We start from the raw sequence: 13,300 nt of genomic DNA, 5'->3' as shown, positions 1-13,300 counted from the left end.
CCGGACAGCGGTTGGACCAGCGTGAAGGCGACCGCGGCGGACAGCGGCTGGACCGCTGTCGAGGCGTCGACCCTGGGTGACAGTGGCTGGACCGCTGTCGAGGCGTCCGCCCTGGGTGACAGTGGCTGGACCCGCGTCGTGGCGGTCCCCGCGGACAGCGGCTGGACCGACGTCGAGGCCGCGGCCCTCCCCGGGGACAGTGGCTGGACCGTCATCTCCGCGAGCGCAGAAGCATGACCATTCCCCCCGACGACCGCTCCTTCCGCCGGGAAATGGCCACCGCCTACCGGTCCGGCTGGCACTTCATCGACCTGGTCACCGCCATCCCCTACAGCGGCGACTCGCTGATGGTGACCGTCTTCGGGGAGCCCGTCGTCGTCACCCGCGACGACGACGAGGACGTACGGGCCTACCGGTGTCTGCGGCGGCCTCGGGGGGCGCCGCAGCCCGTCCGGTGCGCCATCCGGTACGGCATGATCTTCGTGAACCTCGACCAGCGCGACCACCAGCTCACCGGACCTGACGTCCCGGACGTCGAGACCATCGCAGCCACCCCCCGCAGTGCCTGACGCGATTCCCCCGTCGTAGTAGATCGCGCAGGTACTTCCCCCCGCAGCGGCGTCACCGTGACCTGAACACGGTGACGCCGCTGCAGTTTCCGGGGAAACCTCCGGGTTTCGACCGATCCCGGCAAGGGCTGGAACCGGCCGTAGGACGCCGGGTGGCGGTCTCATCCGCGGCCCATCGCCGCCGTGAGCTCGATCTCGATCACCACCCGGGCCGGGTTCGGCGACGGCGTGCGCTCGTACCGCTCCGCGTAGCGCCGTACCGCCTCCGCGACGCGCTCCGGGTCCGTGGAGACCCGCGCCCGCCCCTCCAGCGTCGCCCAGCGCGGGCCGTCCACCTGGCAGACCGCCACGCGTGCCCCGTCCGGGCCCGCCGCGAGCACGTGGCCCACCTTCGCGCTGGACTTGTTGGTGATGACCCGAGCGAGACCGGCCTCGGGGTCGTATGTAACGCCGACGGGCACCACGTGCGGGCCGCCGTCGGCCCGCAGGGTGGTCAGGGTGCACAGATGGCGCTCGCGCCAGAAGCTCAGGTAGGCGGCGTCGGGCTGCCGCGGATCCACCGGATAGGAAGCCATGAGGCCCGAATCTACGCCTGACGGGCGTCCATTTCCCTCCCCTTCCAGCCTTGAGTGGAATAGACTCAACTTTGTGTACGTTGACCGGGTCAGGAAACGGTCAGGAATGCCAGGAGGAGGAGAACGCGAACGTGGACGCCGAGCTGACCAACAGGAGCCGGGACGCGATCAACGCGGCCAGCAACCGCGCCGTGAAGGAGGGGCACCCGGACCTCACCCCCGCCCACCTGCTGCTCGCTCTGCTGGAGGGGCAGGACAACGAGAACATCATCGATCTGCTGGCGGCCGTGGACGCCGATCAGGCCTCCGTGCGGGCCGGCGCCGAACGCGTGCTCGCCGCACTGCCCAGCGTGACCGGCTCGACCGTCGCGCCCCCGCAGCCCAACCGCGAGGTGCTCGCCGTCATCGCCGACGCCGCCGAGCGCGCCAAGGAGCTCGGCGACGAGTTCATCTCCACCGAGCACCTGCTCATCGGGATCGCCGCGAAGGGCGGTGCGATCGCCGACGTACTCTCCCAGCAGGGCGCCAGTGCGAAAAAGCTTCTCGAGGCGTTCCAGAAGACCAGGGGAGGGCGCCGGGTGACGACCCCGGATCCCGAGGGCCAGTACAAGGCGCTCGAAAAGTTCGGCACGGACTTCACCGCCGCGGCGCGTGAGGGCAAGCTCGACCCCGTCATCGGCCGGGACCACGAGATCCGCCGGGTGGTGCAGGTCCTGTCCCGCCGCACGAAGAACAACCCCGTCCTCATCGGCGAGCCCGGCGTCGGCAAGACCGCCGTCGTCGAGGGGCTCGCCCAGCGGATCGTGAAGGGCGACGTGCCCGAGTCGCTCAAGAACAAGCGGCTCGTCTCGCTCGACCTCGGCGCGATGGTCGCCGGGGCGAAGTACCGGGGCGAGTTCGAGGAGCGCCTGAAGACCGTGCTCGCGGAGATCAAGGACTCCGACGGGCAGGTCATCACCTTCATCGACGAGCTGCACACCGTCGTGGGCGCCGGCGCGGGCGGCGACTCCGCCATGGACGCCGGCAACATGCTCAAGCCCATGCTCGCCCGCGGTGAGCTGCGCATGGTCGGCGCGACCACCCTCGACGAGTACCGCGAGCGGATCGAGAAGGACCCGGCGCTGGAGCGGCGCTTCCAGCAGGTGCTGGTCGCCGAGCCGACCGTCGAGGACACCATCGCCATCCTGCGCGGGCTCAAGGGCCGCTACGAGGCCCACCACAAGGTCCAGATCGCCGACAGGGCCCTGGTGGCCGCCGCGACCCTGTCCGACCGCTACATCACCTCCCGCTTCCTTCCCGACAAGGCCATCGACCTCGTCGACGAGGCGGCCTCACGGCTGCGCATGGAGATCGACTCCTCCCCGGTCGAGATCGACGAACTCCAGCGGGTCGTCGACCGGCTGAAGATGGAGGAGCTGGCGATCGGCAAGGAGACCGACGCCGCCAGCCGGGAGCGCCTGGACAAGCTGCGCCGCGACCTCGCCGACAAGGAGGAGGAGCTGCGCGGTCTCACCGCCCGCTGGGAGAAGGAGAAGCAGTCCCTCAACCGCGTCGGTGAGCTGAAGGAGAAGCTCGACGAGCTGCGCGGCCAGGCCGAACGCGCGCAGCGCGACGGCGACTTCGACACCGCCTCCAAGCTGCTCTACGGCGAGATCCCCACCCTGGAAAGGGACTTGGAGGAAGCCTCGCAGGCCGAGGAGGAGGCCGGCAAGGACACCATGGTCAAGGAGGAGGTCGGACCGGACGACATCGCGGACGTCGTCGGCGCCTGGACCGGCATCCCCGCGGGCCGCCTCCTGGAGGGCGAGACGCAGAAACTGCTGCGCATGGAGGCGGAGTTGGGCCGTCGTCTGATCGGCCAGACCGAGGCCGTGGGGGCGGTGTCCGACGCCGTGCGGCGCACCCGGGCCGGTATCGCCGACCCGGACCGGCCCACCGGCTCCTTCCTCTTCCTCGGCCCGACGGGCGTCGGCAAGACCGAACTGGCCAAGGCGCTCGCCGACTTCCTCTTCGACGACGAGCGGGCGATGATCCGCATCGACATGTCGGAGTACGGCGAGAAGCACAGCGTGGCCCGGCTGGTCGGCGCGCCGCCCGGGTACATCGGCTACGAGGAGGGCGGCCAGCTCACCGAGGCCGTACGCCGTCGCCCGTACAGCGTGATCCTGCTCGACGAGGTCGAGAAGGCGCACCCCGAGGTCTTCGACATCCTGCTCCAGGTGCTGGACGACGGGCGGCTGACGGACGGTCAGGGCCGGACGGTCGACTTCCGCAACACCATCCTGATCCTCACCTCGAACCTGGGCAGCCAGTTCCTCGGCGGGCAGAGCCTCGCCGATCCGCTGTCCTCCGAGGAGGACAGGAAGCGACAGGTTCTGGACGTCGTCCGCGCCTCCTTCAAGCCGGAGTTCCTGAACCGGCTGGACGACCTCGTCGTCTTCTCCGCGCTCGACCGGTCGGAGCTGGAGCGCATCGCCCGGCTCCAGATCGACCGCCTGGCGAAGCGGCTCGCCGAGCGCCGGCTCACCCTGGAGGTCACCGACGCGGCACTGGCCTGGCTGGCCGAGGAGGGCAACGATCCGGCGTACGGAGCGCGCCCGCTGCGGCGCCTCGTCCAGACCGCCATCGGCGACCGGCTGGCCAAGGAGATCCTGGCGGGCGAGGTCAAGGACGGCGACACGGTCCGCGTGGACGCCTTCGGCGACGGCCTGATCGTGGGCCCGGCGACGGGCAAGACGCTGTAGCTCCGGCTCCGGCTCCGGCCGTGGCCCGTACCGGCGCCGGAACCCGTACTCGTAACCGGAACCCCGTACCGGTACTGGATGCGCCGGAACCAGGCGGGCGAAGGACCCGTGGCACACCAGCCGCGGGTTCTTCGCATGTTCACGCCGACGCTGTACGGGCGACTCCCGGCGTGCTCCCGCGGACACTTCCCGCCCGGCCCGATGCCCGTGGGTGACCGGATCTTGTCAGCCGCCGGCGGACAGGCACTGCCAGGGGTTGCCACTCCAGGTGCCGCATGAGGGAGGATGGCAGCATCCGTACGAAGGGAAATACACGGTGAGCATCGACCCGTCCTCGATTCCGAACTTCGGGGGCCAGCCCGAGCCGCAGTCCGGCGGCCCCGCGGGCCCCGTGGTCCCGGATCAGGACCTCGTTAAGCAGCTCCTTGACCAGATGGAGCTGAAGTACGTCGTCGACGACGAGGGTGACCTCGCGGCGCCGTGGGAGGAGTTCCGTACGTACTTCATGTTCCGCGGCGAGGGTGACCAGCAGGTCTTCTCGGTGCGGACGTTCTACGACCGGCCCCACCAGCTCGACGAGAAGCACGCGCTCCTCGAGTCGATCGACGACTGGAACCGCCGCACCCTGTGGCCCAAGGTCTACAGCCACACCCACGACGACGGCACCGTCCGTCTGATCGGTGAGGCGCAGATGCTGATCGGCACCGGCGTCAGCCTGGAGCACTTCGTGTCCTCCACGGTGAGCTGGGTGCGGGCAGCCATCGAGTTCGACAAGTGGCTCGTCGAGCAGCTCGGCCTGGAGCAGGAGATCAACGAGGCGGAGAAGCCCGAGGACGACGGCACCGAAGCCGAAGACGAGTAGGCCCGTCCTCGCGGCGGCGATCCGTACCGCGCGCACCGGCCCCCGGGACCTGGGACAGGTCCTAGAGCGGGGTGTGCGCGATCACGACCAGATACGCGCCGTAGGCGAACGAGAGCCCGGCCAGGGCACCGACCACCAGGGTCGCGTGCCAGGGGCGGGCTCTCGCCGTTCGCACCAGCGCGCGGGCCAGTGGCAGCAGCAGCGGGAAGGCCGGCAGCAGGAACCGTGGCTTGGACTCGAAGAACCCCGAGCCGCCCAGCGCGATCAGCAGCAGGACTCCGCTGTAGACCAGCAGCGGCAGGGGCGCCCGGTCCGCGATCAGCAGCGCGTACAGCAGTACGGCCGCGGCGACGATCACCATCGTCATGGGGAACACGAACCGGTCCCCGCGCAGCAGCAGGTGCTTGACGAAGTGGAGCGACCCCGCGCCGAGGTCGAAGCGCGAGCCCCACAGCCGCTGCACCTGGAAGTAGCCGCCGAGCCAGTCGCCCTCGCGGTGCCCCACCCACAGGACATAACCGCCCCAGCCCAGCGGCGCGAGCGCGGCGCCCGTCCACAGCCTGTGGGTAACTTTTCCGCGGCGCCGCCAGACCTCGTGCGCCGCCGCCACGAGGACCGCCGCGGCCACCGTGAAGCCGTTCGGCCTGGCCAGTCCAGCCAGCGCGGCCAGCGAGCCGGCCCACAGCCAGCGCCGGTCGAGCACCGCGTACAGCGACCAGGCGGCGAACGCGGTCAGCACGGGCTCGGTGTACGCCATCGTCAGCACCACCGAGTGCGGCAGCAGACCCCACAGCAGCACCAGCGCGGTGCCGACCGCCCGGCCGTGCAGCCGTGCCCCGATCGCGTACACCCCGCACACGGCGGCCGCCGCCGCGGTCCAGGCGACCAGCAGGCCCGCCGAGCCCCCGGTCAGCGGGGTCAGCGTGGTGACCGCCCGGACGAGGGCCGGGTAGAGCGGGAAGAACGCGAGGTCGCTGTGGACGACCGTGGGGTGGAAGTGGAGCGTCCGCCCGTAACCGTGCGCGGCGATCCCCAGGTACCAGGCCGAGTCCCAGGACCGCGCGAGCAGGGCGACCGGGTGTCCGCCGGTGGCCCAGGCGGTCCCGGCGAGCACGAGGAGGCCGGCCAGGCGCGCGGCGGCGAACAGTCCGAGCGCCGTGATCGCGCCGTACGGCAGGCTGCGCGCGGCGCGGGACGGTCGGACGGCACGGTCGCCGGGCTCCGTGAGAGCGGGGCGAGCGAGGGTACTCGGGTGGGTCACACCCCGAACTGTGCGTTCCCCGCGGGGTATTTGCGAGCTTTGATCGTCCGTGCGGGTTCCGTTCCGGGGGCCCCGGCGCGCCGCCCGCACGCGGGGCGCGACCGGTGCTAAACGGCCCCGCACGGCGGGTTCCTCTCACTCTTCCGGCCGCCCGACGGGTCCTGCCCCGGCCCGGCGCGTCCGGCCCGGCCGTCGGCTCGCCGAAGACCGCCCGGCCCCCCCGATGGTCAGCCCGCCGAGCCCGCCGAGCCCGCCGAGCCCGCCGAGCCCGCCGAGCCCGCCGAGCCCGCCGAGCCCGCCGAGTCCGTCAGGCCGCGAGCCTGTCAGGCCGCCTTCGGCCGTTGGGACGGCCCCCGAGGGCTCCGGAAATCCCGCCTGGGCCCTCCTGGCCCGCGCTCTTCACCACCATCGGGCGGGGCCGCTCCTCGTGGTGGTGCTTACGCGACTCCGCCGGTGCAGCGGTGCGGATGCGTGGCGGCTGGGAGGGCCCGAGGCCGAGAGGCCGTTCCCTGGTCGTCACGCGTGGTGGGTGTCATTCGACCAGTGTCCTGAGCCGGGAGACCGCGTCTTCCAGAACACGCGTTTGCTTGCAGAAGGCGAACCGAACGAAAGGCGCGCCCTGCTCGCGATGGTCGTAGAAGACGGCGTTCGGGATGGCCACGACCCCGGCGCGTTCGGGCAGGGCGCGGCAGAAGGCGAAGCCGTCCGTCTCGCCGAGCGGGCGGATGTCGGTGGTGATGAAGTACGTGCCCTGCGGCCGGAAGACCGCGAAGCCCGCCTCCGTGAGTCCCGCCGCCAGCAGGTCCCGCTTGCGCAGCATGTCCGCGCGGAAGGTCTCGAAGTACGCGTCCGGCAGCGCGAGCGCCTCGGCGACGGCGTACTGGAAGGGCCCCGACGCCACGTACGTCAGGAACTGCTTCGCCGACCGTACGGCGCTGACCAGGGCCGGCGGCGCGGTCACCCAGCCCACCTTCCAGCCGGTGAACGAGAACGTCTTGCCCGCGCTGCCGATGGTGACCGTCCGCTCGCGCATCCCCGGCAGGCCGGCCAGCGGTACGTGCTCGGCGTCGTCGAAGACCAGGTGCTCGTACACCTCGTCCGTCACCACGAGCAGATCCCGCTCGACGGCGATCCGCGCGATCTCCGTCAGCTCGGCGCGGGTGAGGACGGTGCCGGTCGGATTGTGCGGGGTGTTGATCAGCAGCAGCCGGGTCCGCTCGGTGACCGCGTCGCGCAGTTCGTCGAGGTCGAGCCGGAAGCGCCGGTCGGTGACCCCGTCGTGGGTGCTCTCGTCCGGGCGCAGTGTCACGGGCACGCGCGTCCCGCCCGCCATGGCGATGGAGGCCGCGTAGGAGTCGTAGTACGGCTCCAGGGCGATCACCTCGTCGCCGGGCTCCAGGAGCGCGAGCAGGGCGGCGGCGATGGCCTCGGTGGCGCCCGCCGTCACCAGGACCTCGGTGTCGGGGTCGTACGACAGGCCGTAGTGGCGCTTCTGATGCGCGGCGATCGCGGTACGCAGCTCGGGGACGCCGGGTCCCGGCGGGTACTGGTTGCCGCGTCCGTCCCGCAGCGCGCGTACGGCCGCCTCCCGGATCTCCTCGGGACCGTCCGTGTCCGGGAAGCCCTGTCCGAGGTTGATCGAGCCGGTGCTCATCGCGAGGGCGGACATCTCGGCGAAGATCGTCGTCCCGAACTCGGCGAGCCGGCGATTCAGAAAGGGGCGCGCGCTGGAGGTCATACCGGTCATCCTGCGCCCACGCCGTGGTCTTCCTCAACTCGCCTTCGCCGAAGGGCACCTGCGCCAGTGAACCGTGCGCCGCCCATGTGCGGGAGCGACTCCGCCGCCGACCGTCGTCATCGGCCGACGCCGACGACCCTCGGACGGCCTGTTCCTGGTGGACCTCACCGCCCGCACTCACCACCGGGGCATGGCCCCGCTGGGCATCCGGACCCCGGAAAGCTCTGAGCGGACCAGCGGGAGGTGGCGCGGCGCCGATCGACGTGCCGCGGCCCGCTCTCCTCCCGGCTTCCGGGGAGAGCGGGCCGCGGCCGGGTCGGCGTAGGTCAGGCGGCGAACCGCTTGAACGCCGCCCGGGTCCCGGACCCGGCGATGCCGTCGATGTCGCCGGTGTAGCCGTAGGAGTCCGCGAGGAGCCGCTGGAGCGCCATGATCGTGTTGCTGCCGGGGTCGCCGTCGATGGCGCCGGTGTAGCCCCAGTACTTCTTGAGGCAGCGCTGGAACGCCTTCCAGCTCTCGGTGCCCAGCTGTCCGTCGATCTTGCCGGTGTAGGCCCAGTCGCCCGCCAGGAACGTCTGGACGTTCTTGGCCTCGGCGGTGGTCAGGCCGAAGTTCTCCGTCGCGAGCGCGGAGGCGGGGGCGGCCACCGACGTCTTGGCGGCCGACGCGGGAGCCGCGTAGCTGGTGCCCGCGGCGGCCAGGCTCCCGGCCGCGATGCCGGCGATGGCGGTGAGGCTGACGATGGTCCTGGCCAGGACGTGCGATCGCATGCGTTCCTCTTTCGGATCGTGGGTGAGCACCTGGCCCGTCGCAGGAGCAGGTGGCGACTCGATGGTGCGGGGCGGTCGGCGACGGCCGCCACAGCCTCTGCCCAAGTGACGGCGACGTGGGACGCGGCACCCGCTGACCTGCGTGAACGCCGTCCAGGGGGACGGTTCGGCGGGACGGCCGTGGCAGACGCCGTGCCGCTCATGCAGAATGCGACGCAGCGGGGGGCCGCTGATCATGGTCATGACCACACCTGGGGGGAACATGCCGCGCCGCAAAGCGCTGCCCGCCGAACTGGACTCGCGTGTGCGGCAGTTGGTGACGCAGTTACGTCTGCTGAAGGATCAGAGCGAGCTGAGCATGTCCCAACTGGCGGTGAAGACGGGGTACAGCCAGAAGTCGTGGGAGCGGTATCTGGGCGGCAGGTCGCTCCCGCCCCGGGAAGCCGTGGAGGCGCTCGCCCGGGTCGGTGGCGTCGATCCGGTCCGGCTGCTCGCGCTCCACGAGGTCGCCGCCGACACCTGGAACGGCGGCCGTGCACCCACGCCGACTCCAGCGCCGACTCCAGTGCCTTCGCCTTCGCCTTCGCCGGAGGAGCCGGTGCAACCCGGGCTTCCGGTGGTGTCGGACACGGTGGCGACGGGAGCCGGACCCAGGCCTTCCCTCGGTCGTTCGCTGCGCATCACGCTCGTGGCGGGAGCGGTCGCCCTGGTGCTGGCCGTCACCTCGACCGTCCTGCTCGTCCTGCGTCTCGACGCCCGCGAGAACGGAGCGACGGTGACTTCCCCGGTTCCGGCCGCCTCGGCGTCCGCACCGCGCGTGTACACGTGCAGGCTCCAGCAGATCGACGGTCTCTGGTACGCGGGCATCAGCCGCACCCGGGACGCCGAACTCGGCTACGGCAGCGCCGGTTCCGGCGTGGCCGAGGCGCAGTGCCTGCTGCGCCGGGCGGGCATCTCACCCGGCGGCATCGACGGGATGTTCGGTCCCCTGACACAGCGAGCGGTCAAGGCCATGCAGAAGCGCGCCGGTCTGGACGCGGACGGCATGGTCGGACCACGCACCTGGCAGGCCCTGCGCGGATGACCAGGCCCGAGCCCTCACCGGAGAGCGCCAGACTGGCCGCCGGACTCAGGGAGTTGAAGGACCGCACCGGCCTGAGCATGGCGGGGCTCGCGGCGAAGACCACGTTCAGCAAGTCGTCCTGGGAGCGTTACCTCAACGGCAGGACGCTGCCACCGCGCCCGGCGATACAGGAGCTGTGCCGCCTCGCCGGGGAACCGGACGGCCGGTGTCTGGCGCTGTGGGAGATCGCGAGGTCGGAGAGCATCGGGCCGAAGGAGCCGGCACGGCCGCGGCCCACCGCCCCGGCCCCGACTCCTGGTCCCACGCCTGCGCCCACGCCCATGGCCACGCCCACGGCCATGCCTGCGTCCACGCCCACGGCCATGCCTGCGTCCACGCCCACGCTCACGCTTACGCGTGCGCCTTCACCTTCGCCTTCGCCTTCGCCTGAAGCATCCCCGTCCTCCGGCCAACGGGGGGCGACGGCCGCGGCGGCCCTCGCGTCGGTGTCCGCCCTGGTGTTCGGGGCGGTTCTGCTCAGCCTTCTCCTCGTCCCCCACCGGAGCGAGCCGGCACGGCCGTCGGCGTTCCCGTCCGCCACCGGCCCGAGCTGCCGGGACACCGACTGCGAGGGCAGGGATCCGGCGGTCACGAAGTGCGGCGACGCGCCCGAGACCCTGACCGAGCACCTCACCTCCACGGGCGCCTCGGTGCAACTGCGGTACAGCAGGGTGTGCGGGACCAGTTGGGCACGGATGTGGGGCACGCGGATCGGCGACGGGGTCGAACTGAGGGGCCGCGTCGCCCGGGTGAACAACCGTGCCGAGGCGGACACCTACGTCCACACCCCCATGACGGCGACCCGCCCGGGAACCGTGGTCCAGGCATGCTTCCTGCCCGCGACGGGCGGCGGGAGGGAATGCTTCGAGAGCGCGGTGGACGGGCGTCCGCCGTCAGTTCCTGCCCCCGCCGTCACCGGCATGGCGACTCCTCTCCGGCCGCTGCCCACACCCACGACCGACCCGAGCGGCCGTTCCCTGGGGCTCTCCGCTTCAGGGACGCCCCTCCTGGCCACGCTCCTCGTCCGCTGAGCACAGGTCGGGGCCATCCCCACGTACAGATGCTCAGGAGCTCCTCAACTCACCTTCGGCCAAGGGCTTCAGCCGCCCACAGGGCCGGTGGACGGCGGGGTGCCTCCGGCCGTGCCGCGACCGTCTGCCATGCTGCGCGGGCAATCACGCGCGGACCGGCCGCGTACGGCCGGGGGAGGCGGGACGGACATGGCGGAATCCCAGGTGAGCGGGGCCCCGGTCCCGGAGGAGATCCGCTTCCGGCTCGCCGTCCGGCAGCGTGTGGCGGCCGTGCTCTTCTCGGCCGTGGTCCTGGGGTTGGACACCTTCCTGTGGGCGGTCACCTCTGTCGGGCGGCCGATGTTGTTCGATATACGGTTCCTTGCCCTGTGGATCGTGGTGGTGGTGGCGGTGGTTTCCCCTGTCGGGATCACGTTGACCCCGTCGGCCGCCCGGGTGCACCGCCTCCGCCGCCGCACCATCCCGTGGGCGTCCGTACAGAACGTCTGCGTCGAGCGGGTCACGGGCGGCTGGGTCATAGCGCTGTACGAGGCCGACGGCCGCCGCACCCGACTTCCTGCACCGTTCACCGCGTTCCTGCAACGGGACCGCCGCTTCGAGGAGAAGTTCCACGTCATCGGCCAGTGGTGGCAGACACACCGCGGCACCGACTGGGTTGCCCTGCCCCCTACCTGGGGAGTCTCCTCGTGGGCGCCGGCCGCCCCGGGACAGCCGACGGCGCCCGGCGTACCGGCCGCACCGCCGGTTCCGCCGGCATCCTGATCACCCCTTGGGTGCCGGCCACGGACAAGACGCCGTCGATCGGGTCATGTGGACCGCCGTCGCACGGGCGAAGACCTGGCACGCGATGGGCGACCTGGACCAGACCGCGGCGGGCATCGAACAGGCGCTGGCTCTGGATGCCGGCACATGGTCCCTCTACCTGGACCTCGCCGACGTGCGTGCCGGACAGGGCGACTTCGCCGCGGCGGTGGCCCTCGTGGAACAGGGCCTGCGACACGCACCGCACGAGGCCTCCCTGCGCGCGGCGGGTGCCGCCTATCGCACGCGCCTGTCCGGCTCGTCCGACGACCTGCGGGCCCTGATCGACCTGGCTCCTGAGCTCCCCGACACCTCCTACCGTGACCTGCTGATCGACTACGCGTGCGCGGGCCCTGGGCTGCCCCCGGCGCTTGTGGCCAAGGCCCGCCGCATCGGCGAGAACTGAACCCGCGCTCTCCGGCCGGACGGTCAGCCGCCCTCCCCATATCTGGATGCTCAGGAGTTGCTCAACTCTGCTTTGGGCCGTGGAGCGTGAGGGCATCCCCCTGTCACGCAGGACCGGAAACGAGAAGCACGGCCCACGGGGGGCCGCTTCGGGGGAACGGAAGGAGGGTGACGCCATGGTCATCGGCATCATCCTGGCGGTCGTTGTGCTGGTTGTGGTGATGAAGGTCGTCGGCGGGGCCAGGAAGGGGTGGCGCCGCTCCAGGGGGCGCGATGGCAGCAGCGGGAGTTGGTGGGCCGGCGGGGTGGGCGGCGCCACGTCCTGCGGTTCGTCCGGCGACTCGTCGGGCGGTCACCACGGTGGAGGCCACGGGGGTCACTCCTGCGGGGGGCACTCGTCGTGCGGAGGCTCGTCCTGCGGAGGCGGGTCCTCGTGCGGCGGGGGCGGATGCGGCGGAGGCAGCTGACACGGGGCAGCCGAGCTCCGGCCGGAAACGCATCCGGCGCACGGACGTGCCCGTCGGCCGACGACTGCCGACGGGCACGTCCGTGCGCCGGGCGCACGCCATTGTTGAACAGTTGAGCTGTGGAGCCCTCGGGGGGATGGAAACCGCACGAAGTTGGGTAAAAACGCTGTGGCGGCACCACAGTTCATGATTCCCTCTAAACCACCAAAGCAGCCCTGGTACATCACCAAGCAGCCCTGGGCCGACAGGCCTCGGAAGTCCATCGGATGGTCCTATCGGACGCGTCCTTCGGATGCCCTTCCGGCCGGGCTGACCGGGCCGTTCCCCCGGTGTTGACCGGGTGCGCCGGAACCCCACCTCACCTTTGCGTGCTAGCGGAGCCGACCCATGCTCACGACCCTGAAAACCTCGTACACCGACACGCGCGCGGCCGATCTCGCCTGGACCCTGGGCCGCGAACCGCTGCCGGCCCTCGCCACCCTCGACCTCGAACTGGCCGGGGCGAAACTCCAGTTGAGACTGCTCGGCGCATCCCACCAGGTACTCCTTGAGGAGGAGCGGGGCAGTTGCTCGGAGACCGTCGCGTGCATCGCCGGCAGCAGCATGCCCCTGCCGCTCGGCGTCGCGAAGCGGTTCGACGACTGGGAGTACGAGTTCGCGGCCCGCGTCGAGATCCTGTCCCCCGGCTCCTTCGCGGGCCGCGCCCAGGAGTTGCTGGCGCTGGTCGCCGACCATCCGCAGGGTCTCGCCGGTGTCTTCCCCGGCAGCCCGCACGCGTTCACCGCGATGCTCGCCCAGCGTCACGAGGGCCAGGTCCATTGGCGTACGTGGCACGCGTACCCGCAGGACGGCCAGTTGGTCGCGACGCGTACGCGGGTCGGCGTACGGACGGACGCCCTCAGCGCGTCCGCCGTCTGAGGCTCTGCCGTCCGGCGTCCGGCGTCCGGCGTTCGG

Annotated in this window: 14 protein-coding genes and 1 pseudogene; 11 read left to right on the top strand and 4 right to left on the bottom strand. The window is 71.5% G+C overall.

Annotation, left to right across the window (positions count from 1 at the left end; translation table 11 throughout):
* Nucleotides 1-21 precede the first annotated feature (21 nt).
* Nucleotides 22-237 (top strand): hypothetical protein, encoded by a 216-nt coding sequence (locus ACIQRL_RS08035; RefSeq protein ID WP_401328619.1) that lies wholly within the window; start codon nucleotides 22-24, stop codon nucleotides 235-237.
* Nucleotides 234-569 (top strand): hypothetical protein, encoded by a 336-nt coding sequence (locus ACIQRL_RS08030; protein ID WP_355982012.1) that lies wholly within the window; start codon nucleotides 234-236, stop codon nucleotides 567-569. Before ACIQRL_RS08035 ends, ACIQRL_RS08030 begins: the two co-directional genes overlap by 4 nt.
* Before the next feature lie 161 nt (nucleotides 570-730).
* Here the strand turns inward: ACIQRL_RS08030 and ACIQRL_RS08025 are convergent, their stop codons facing one another.
* Nucleotides 731-1,144, bottom strand: coding sequence for a pyridoxamine 5'-phosphate oxidase family protein (locus ACIQRL_RS08025; protein ID WP_401328616.1), 414 nt, complete (start codon nucleotides 1,142-1,144; stop codon nucleotides 731-733).
* 131 nt (nucleotides 1,145-1,275) lie between these two features.
* Between ACIQRL_RS08025 and clpB the strand changes: the two genes are divergently transcribed.
* Together clpB and ACIQRL_RS08015 are read left to right on the top strand one after the other, a co-directional pair.
* On the top strand, nucleotides 1,276-3,888 hold the full coding sequence (gene clpB / locus ACIQRL_RS08020; RefSeq protein ID WP_401329543.1) for an ATP-dependent chaperone ClpB: 2,613 nt from the start codon (nucleotides 1,276-1,278) through the stop codon (nucleotides 3,886-3,888).
* Nucleotides 3,889-4,204: 316 nt separating this feature from the next.
* Nucleotides 4,205-4,750 (top strand): YbjN domain-containing protein, encoded by a 546-nt coding sequence (locus ACIQRL_RS08015; protein WP_401328614.1) that lies wholly within the window; start codon nucleotides 4,205-4,207, stop codon nucleotides 4,748-4,750.
* 61 nt (nucleotides 4,751-4,811) lie between these two features.
* On the opposite strand, the gene ACIQRL_RS08010 is transcribed toward ACIQRL_RS08015, so the two are convergent.
* From ACIQRL_RS08010 to ACIQRL_RS08000, 3 genes are all read right to left on the bottom strand, one after another.
* Entirely contained in the window at nucleotides 4,812-6,011 is a 1,200-nt protein-coding gene (locus tag ACIQRL_RS08010) for a hypothetical protein (RefSeq protein WP_401328613.1), read from the bottom strand.
* 532 nt (nucleotides 6,012-6,543) lie between these two features.
* Entirely contained in the window at nucleotides 6,544-7,758 is a 1,215-nt protein-coding gene (locus ACIQRL_RS08005; protein WP_401328611.1) for a pyridoxal phosphate-dependent aminotransferase, read from the bottom strand.
* Between the two features lie 317 nt (nucleotides 7,759-8,075).
* Nucleotides 8,076-8,519 (bottom strand): peptidoglycan-binding protein, encoded by a 444-nt coding sequence (locus ACIQRL_RS08000; RefSeq protein ID WP_401328609.1) that lies wholly within the window; start codon nucleotides 8,517-8,519, stop codon nucleotides 8,076-8,078.
* A gap of 241 nt (nucleotides 8,520-8,760) precedes the next feature.
* Here ACIQRL_RS08000 and ACIQRL_RS07995 point away from each other — a divergent pair, with 241 nt between their 5' ends.
* The 7 genes and pseudogenes from ACIQRL_RS07995 to ACIQRL_RS07965 all read left to right on the top strand — a co-directional run bounded on the left by ACIQRL_RS07995 (nucleotide 8,761) and on the right by ACIQRL_RS07965 (nucleotide 13,264).
* Nucleotides 8,761-9,603 carry a peptidoglycan-binding protein gene (locus ACIQRL_RS07995; RefSeq protein ID WP_401328607.1) on the top strand — a complete coding sequence of 281 codons (843 nt, stop codon included), beginning with the start codon at nucleotides 8,761-8,763 and terminating at the stop codon, nucleotides 9,601-9,603.
* Nucleotides 9,600-9,791: pseudogene (locus ACIQRL_RS07990) on the top strand (helix-turn-helix domain-containing protein); the annotation flags it as partial. The gene ACIQRL_RS07995 and the pseudogene ACIQRL_RS07990, both read left to right, overlap by 4 nt.
* 29 nt (nucleotides 9,792-9,820) lie before the next feature.
* The gene (locus tag ACIQRL_RS07985; RefSeq protein ID WP_401329597.1) at nucleotides 9,821-10,033 is read left to right on the top strand and encodes a hypothetical protein; all 213 of its coding nucleotides are present in this window, start codon (nucleotides 9,821-9,823) and stop codon (nucleotides 10,031-10,033) included.
* 55 nt (nucleotides 10,034-10,088) lie between these two features.
* A complete protein-coding gene (locus tag ACIQRL_RS07980; RefSeq protein WP_401329540.1) occupies nucleotides 10,089-10,673 on the top strand; it encodes a DUF2690 domain-containing protein in 585 nt (194 codons plus the stop codon).
* Nucleotides 10,674-10,862: 189 nt separating this feature from the next.
* On the top strand, nucleotides 10,863-11,435 hold the full coding sequence (locus ACIQRL_RS07975; RefSeq protein ID WP_401328605.1) for a hypothetical protein: 573 nt from the start codon (nucleotides 10,863-10,865) through the stop codon (nucleotides 11,433-11,435).
* A gap of 46 nt (nucleotides 11,436-11,481) precedes the next feature.
* A complete protein-coding gene (locus ACIQRL_RS07970) occupies nucleotides 11,482-11,880 on the top strand; it encodes a hypothetical protein (protein ID WP_401328603.1) in 399 nt (132 codons plus the stop codon).
* A gap of 853 nt (nucleotides 11,881-12,733) precedes the next feature.
* Entirely contained in the window at nucleotides 12,734-13,264 is a 531-nt protein-coding gene (locus tag ACIQRL_RS07965) for a DUF2617 family protein (protein ID WP_401328601.1), read from the top strand.
* Nucleotides 13,265-13,300: the final 36 nt, after the last annotated feature.

Source organism: Streptomyces sp. NPDC091209 (assembly GCF_044757755.1).
Lineage (GTDB): Bacteria > Actinomycetota > Actinomycetes > Streptomycetales > Streptomycetaceae > Streptomyces.
Note: the sequence above shows the minus strand (reverse complement) of the source record. Positions and strands in the feature narration are given on the sequence as shown.

Bases quoted from the DNA above. Each gene is read 5' to 3' on its own strand.
- ACIQRL_RS08030 (WP_355982012.1), top strand. From the start codon at position 234: ATGACCATTCCCCCCGACGACCGCTCCTTCCGCCGGGAAATGGCCACC.
- ACIQRL_RS08025 (WP_401328616.1), bottom strand. From the start codon at position 1,144: ATGGCTTCCTATCCGGTGGATCCGCGGCAGCCCGACGCCGCCTACCTG.
- ACIQRL_RS08005 (WP_401328611.1), bottom strand. From the start codon at position 7,758: ATGACCGGTATGACCTCCAGCGCGCGCCCCTTTCTGAATCGCCGGCTC.
- ACIQRL_RS08000 (WP_401328609.1), bottom strand. From the start codon at position 8,519: ATGCGATCGCACGTCCTGGCCAGGACCATCGTCAGCCTCACCGCCATC.
- ACIQRL_RS07995 (WP_401328607.1), top strand. From the start codon at position 8,761: ATGACCACACCTGGGGGGAACATGCCGCGCCGCAAAGCGCTGCCCGCC.
- ACIQRL_RS07975 (WP_401328605.1), top strand. From the start codon at position 10,863: ATGGCGGAATCCCAGGTGAGCGGGGCCCCGGTCCCGGAGGAGATCCGC.
- ACIQRL_RS07970 (WP_401328603.1), top strand. From the start codon at position 11,482: ATGTGGACCGCCGTCGCACGGGCGAAGACCTGGCACGCGATGGGCGAC.
- ACIQRL_RS07965 (WP_401328601.1), top strand. From the start codon at position 12,734: ATGCTCACGACCCTGAAAACCTCGTACACCGACACGCGCGCGGCCGAT.